Genomic DNA, 5241 nt, shown 5'->3' on the forward strand with positions numbered 1-5241 from the left:
GCGGCGGGCCCACGGAGCAGGACCGGAGCGAGGGAATGCCGAGCCTTGGCGAGGCACCGAACGTCAGGGGCAAGAGCGTTTGGTTACTTTGCGCTTTTCAAAGTGACCCGCCGTAAGGGCGGAACCCTAAGTGGCCGTTACCGCAGCAATGGATATGTACACCCTCAAAAATCCACACCACCCAACAATCCACCATCGCGAGCAGGCTCGCTCCCACAGGGATCTGCATCGCTGGGCAGTTCTCGGCCCACATTGCAAACAGAGCACGTACATTCAATTTTTCCCCCTCCTGCCCCGGCACTATTTAACCCTGTGCCGGCGGCTGGTCGCCGGTGGTTATTCATTTGTGCGGGTAGGCCATGGACGCTTCGCGACGTGATGATCGGGCGCAAGACTGGGGGCTGCTGTTCCTGCGGGTCAGCGGCGGGTTGTTCCTGTTGTGGGTACATGGTTTGCCCAAGCTGCTTCACTACAGTGCCGAGTTGCAAAACATCGAAGACCCTTTCCATCTGGGCGCGAACCTGACGCTGGTGTTGGCGATTTTCGCCGAGGTCGTATGCCCACTGCTGATTGTCGTCGGGTTGCTGGTGCGTCTGGCGTGTTTGCCTATTCTGTTTCTGCTGTGGGTGTCGATGTTGATCGTGCATCCGCAGTGGACACTCTTCGAAGGCCAGTTCGGCTGGCTGTTGTTGATTGTGTTCACCAGCATTTTCATCGCCGGGCCGGGACGCCTGGCACTCAATGTCCGTTTCGCCGGAGCCTTGCGTTATGTCTGAATCCAATCGCCGTGAGCCGGCAAGTCCGGGGCCTGATGAGGTGGTGACGCTGATCGTCAAACACCGGGTCAAGGCCGGTTTCGAAGTGCCTTATGCAGCCTGGCTGCGCAACATTGTCAAGGTGGCCGCGCAGAGCGACGGGCACCTGGGCGTGGATGTGGTGCGCGGCAAGAACGCCGGCCTCGACACCTACACTTGCGTGCTGCGCTTTTGCTCGACCGAGGCGATGCAGAACTGGCTCGATTCACCACAGCGCCAGGCGCTGGTCGACGAAGCTGCGCCGATGCTGGCCGATGGCGACCAGACCGAGGTCAATCCGGTCAACGAGTTCTGGTTCTCGCCCCAAGCCGAAGCCGGTACGCCACCGCCGCGCTGGAAGCAGGCGGTGGTGACGCTGCTGGTGATCCTGCCGCACACCTTGCTGGTGCCGCTGCTCTGGGGGCCGCTGCTCAAACTCAACATCTTTCTGTCCAATTACGTGGTCGCCACGTTCCTGATCACCCTGACCATCGTGGTTTCTGTGGTCTACCTGTTCATGCCCATGGCGACGCGCCTGTTCGCGCCCTGGCTGTCTCCCGCCGCTTTACACGAGGAACCGTGATGAACGCCGATCTGATTCTGTTCAATGGTCAATTCCATACCGTTGACCGCGAAAAACCGCTCGCCAGCGCCGTTGCGATCAGCGACGGGCGCTTCGTCGCGGTCGGCAACGATGCACAAGCCATGGCCCTGCGTGGCGCGAACACACAGGTGATCGACCTCAAGGGTCGTTGTGTGATCCCCGGGCTCAACGACTCGCACCTGCACCTGATCCGTGGCGGCTTGAACTACAACCTCGAACTGCGCTGGGAAGGTGTGCCGTCCCTGGCCGATGCCATGCGCATGCTCAAGGAGCAGGCTGATCGCACGCCGACGCCGCAGTGGGTGCGGGTGGTCGGTGGCTGGAACGAATTCCAGTTCGCCGAGAAGCGCATGCCGACTCTCGAAGAACTCAACCAGGCGGCACCGGACACGCCGGTGTTCGTTCTGCACCTGTACGACCGTGCCTTGCTCAACCGCGCAGCGCTGCGTGTCGCCGGTTACACCCGTGACACACCGAACCCACCAGGCGGCGAGATCGTGCGTGATGCCAACGGCAACCCGACCGGCATGCTGGTGGCGCGGCCGAACGCAATGATTCTCTACTCGACGCTGGCCAAGGGGCCGAAGCTGCCGCTGGAGTATCAGGTCAACTCGACCCGTCAGTTCATGCGCGAACTCAATCGCCTGGGCCTGACCAGCGCCATCGATGCCGGCGGCGGTTTCCAGAACTACCCGGACGATTACCAGGTCATCGAGCAACTGGCCAAGGACGAGCAACTGACCGTCCGTATCGCCTACAACCTGTTCACCCAGAAACCGAAGCAAGAGTTGACCGACTTCAAGAACTGGACCGGCAGCGTGAAGCTGCACCAGGGCGACGATTTCCTGCGGCACAACGGCGCCGGGGAAATGCTGGTGTTTTCGGCGGCGGACTTCGAAGACTTCCTCGAACCGCGCCCGGACTTGCCGCAGACCATGGAAGCCGAACTGGAGCCCGTGGTGCGCCACCTGGTCGAGCAACGCTGGCCGTTCCGTCTGCATGCGACTTACAACGAATCCATCAGCCGCATGCTCGACGTGTTCGAGAAGGTCAACCGCGACATTCCGTTCAACGGCTTGCCGTGGTTTTTCGACCATGCCGAAACCATCACCCCGCAGAACATCGAGCGGGTGAGGGCGCTGGGGGGCGGCATTGCGATTCAGGATCGCATGGCGTTCCAGGGTGAATATTTTGTCGACCGCTACGGCAAGCAGGCCGCCGAAGCCACGCCGCCGATCAAGCGCATGCTCGCCGAAGGCGTGCCGGTCGGTGCGGGTACCGACGCCACCCGAGTCTCCAGCTACAACCCATGGACATCGCTGTACTGGATGGTCAGCGGCCGTACCGTCGGCGGTCTGGCGCTGTACGAGGAAGGGTTGCCGCGCACCACGGCACTGGAGCTGTTTACCCACGGCAGCGCCTGGTTTTCGTCGGAACAGGGCAACAAAGGCCAGATCAAGGTCGGGCAACTGGCGGACCTGGCCGCACTGAGCGCGGACTTCTTCAGCGTCGAGGAAGAAGCGATCAAGTGGATCGAGTCGGTACTGACCGTGGTCGGCGGCAAGATTGTCTACGGTGCCGGCGACTTCGAAAAACTCGGGCCTGTCAGCCTGCCGGTGCTGCCGGACTGGTCGCCGGTGGCGAAGGTTCCGGGGCACTGGCGGCCGAACGCGCCGCTGCAGGCGCAGGTTCACCAGTGCAGCGGCCCGTGCGCCGTGCATACCCACAGCCATGAGAAGGCCCGTATGTCGAACGTGCCGGTGAGTGACTTCGCCGGCTTCTGGGGCGCCTTCGGCTGTTCCTGCTTCGCGTTCTGAGTCTCAACAAAGCGTCGGCCATCGTGGTCGACGCTTCACCTCACCACCCTCCGAGGAGTTTCAAATGAGCAACGTTCCTTACAAACGCCTGAACAAAGACGATGCCGTTGTGCTGCTGGTCGACCACCAGACCGGTCTGATCTCGCTGGTACAGGATTTCTCGCCCAACGAGTTCAAGAACAACGTGCTGGCGCTGGGCGACATCGCCAAGTTCTTCAAGCTGCCAACCATCCTCACCACCAGCTTCGACAGCGGCCCGAACGGCCCGATCGTGCCGGAGCTCAAGGCGCAGTTCCCGGACGCGCCGTTCATTGCACGCCCGGGCCAGATCAATGCCTGGGACAACGAAGATTTCGTCAAGGCGATCAAGGCTACCGGCCGCAAGCAACTGATCATCGCGGGTGTGGTGACCGACGTGTGCGTGGCGTTCCCGACCCTGTCGGCCATTGCCGAAGGCTTTGAGGTGTTTGTGGTGACCGACGCTTCCGGCACCTTCAACACCACCGTGCAACAAGCGGCCTGGGCGCGGATGTCGGCTGCCGGTGCTCACCTGCTGAACTGGTTCGCTGTGGCCTGCGAGCTGCAAGGCGACTGGCGCAACGACATGGAAGGCCTGGCCAACCTGCTGTCGGAACGCCTGCCGAACTACCGCAACCTGATCAACAGCTACATGAAATTTACCGCCAAGTAAGACCTGACCTGTGGGAGCGGGCTTGCTCGCGAAGAGGGAGTGTCAGACACAGCAATGTTGCCTGACACACCGCTTTCGCGAGCAAGCCCGCTCCCACCGGGTTTTGTGTTCACAGTCGCTCAGCGACTCAGCAACCACCCCGGAAAACCACCTTTCCTGACCGCCACCGAGTGCGCCGATGACATCCTGCTACAGCCGGCCACCACAGAAAAGCCCGTCGCCACACCGCGCCTTGAACACAGATTAATAGTGTGTCTGGAAGGGAAAAACAGCTATAAAATGCTTGACTGTCAACCGGGAAGTGACAATGAACCCCTTCGAAGATATGCGCATTTTTTGCCAGGTGATGGACTCCGGCAGCTTCACTTCGGCCGCCGATCAATTGGGCCTGTCCAAGCAGTTTGTCAGCCGCCGCTTGATGCAACTTGAAGAGCGCCTGGGCGTGCGATTGCTCAATCGTTCGACCCGGCGGCTGGATGTCACGCCGCTGGGGCAAAGCTATTACGAGTCAGCCTTGCGCCTGCTCAGCGAAGTCGAACAAGTGGAACAGGGCATTGCCGGCCAGACCACCGAGCCACGGGGAACCATTCGTGTGAGTGCGCCGCTGTCGTTCGCACTGGCACATCTGGGGTGCCTGCTGCCGGTATTTTTGCAGCGCTATCGCGACGTGACGGTGGAGATGGATTTGAGCGATCGGCCTGTGGATTTGCTGGGTGAGGGTTACGACCTGGCGTTGCGCATCGGTACGCTCGAGGACTCGACGTTGATTGCCCGGCGGATCGCGTCGATCCAGCGGGTGTATTGCGCCAGCCCGGCGTACCTGGCCGAACGCGGTACTCCGCTCAAACCTGAGGATTTGCACGGTCATGACTGTCTGCCGTACGGCCATGGTCGACAGGTGCAATGGCGTTTTGCCGGGCAGGGCAAGCCGCTGACGGTCAACGTCAGCGGGCGGATGCGGGTCAACAATGGCGAAGTACTCAAGGATGCGGCCATCGCCGGGCTGGGGATCACGTATTTGCCGACGTTCATTGTCGGTTCGGCACTGAAGGATGGACGGCTGGTGCAAGTGCTGGGGGATTTCCGGCCGGAGGCGCTGACGTTGTCTGCGGTGTATCCGCAACACCGGCAGAGTTCGCGGCCGGTGCAGGCGCTGGTTGAGTTCTTGCGCGAGCGCCTGGATCGGGTTGAGGGTGGGGTGTAAAAACGCGGAGTGCCTGACTCAAGCGAACCTGTGGGAGCGGGCTTTGGGGGGGGATTGGGGGGTGTGTTGGGGGGAAAATTTGTGGGGGCCCCCCCCAGGGGGGGGCAGGGGGGGGGGGCCCCCCCCCCCCC

Annotated in this window: 5 protein-coding genes; all 5 read left to right on the forward strand. The window is 61.8% G+C overall.

Going from position 1 to position 5241, the window contains the following annotated elements:
• Positions 1-359: 359 nt before the first annotated feature.
• The 5 genes from ACCD00_RS30100 (at position 360) to ACCD00_RS30120 (ending at position 5110) form a co-directional block, all read left to right on the forward strand.
• Complete coding sequence (locus ACCD00_RS30100) at positions 360-776, forward strand: DoxX family protein (protein WP_413428847.1); 417 nt, start codon at positions 360-362, stop codon at positions 774-776.
• On the forward strand, positions 769-1377 hold the full coding sequence (locus ACCD00_RS30105; RefSeq protein WP_413428848.1) for an antibiotic biosynthesis monooxygenase: 609 nt from the start codon (positions 769-771) through the stop codon (positions 1375-1377). Before ACCD00_RS30100 ends, ACCD00_RS30105 begins: the two co-directional genes overlap by 8 nt.
• The gene (locus ACCD00_RS30110; protein ID WP_413428849.1) at positions 1377-3215 is read left to right on the forward strand and encodes an amidohydrolase; all 1839 of its coding nucleotides are present in this window, start codon (positions 1377-1379) and stop codon (positions 3213-3215) included. Before ACCD00_RS30105 ends, ACCD00_RS30110 begins: the two co-directional genes overlap by 1 nt.
• A 64-nt stretch (positions 3216-3279) precedes the next feature.
• Positions 3280-3906 carry an isochorismate family cysteine hydrolase YcaC gene (ycaC, locus tag ACCD00_RS30115; protein WP_007991021.1) on the forward strand — a complete coding sequence of 209 codons (627 nt, stop codon included), beginning with the start codon at positions 3280-3282 and terminating at the stop codon, positions 3904-3906.
• Between the two features lie 307 nt (positions 3907-4213).
• Positions 4214-5110: a LysR family transcriptional regulator gene (locus tag ACCD00_RS30120; RefSeq protein WP_413428850.1), complete on the forward strand. Its 897-nt coding sequence runs from the start codon at positions 4214-4216 to the stop codon at positions 5108-5110.
• Positions 5111-5241: the final 131 nt, after the last annotated feature.

The organism is Pseudomonas sp. Pseusp3, from assembly GCF_047304225.1.
GTDB classification, from domain to species: Bacteria; Pseudomonadota; Gammaproteobacteria; order Pseudomonadales; family Pseudomonadaceae; genus Aquipseudomonas; species Aquipseudomonas fluorescens_CD.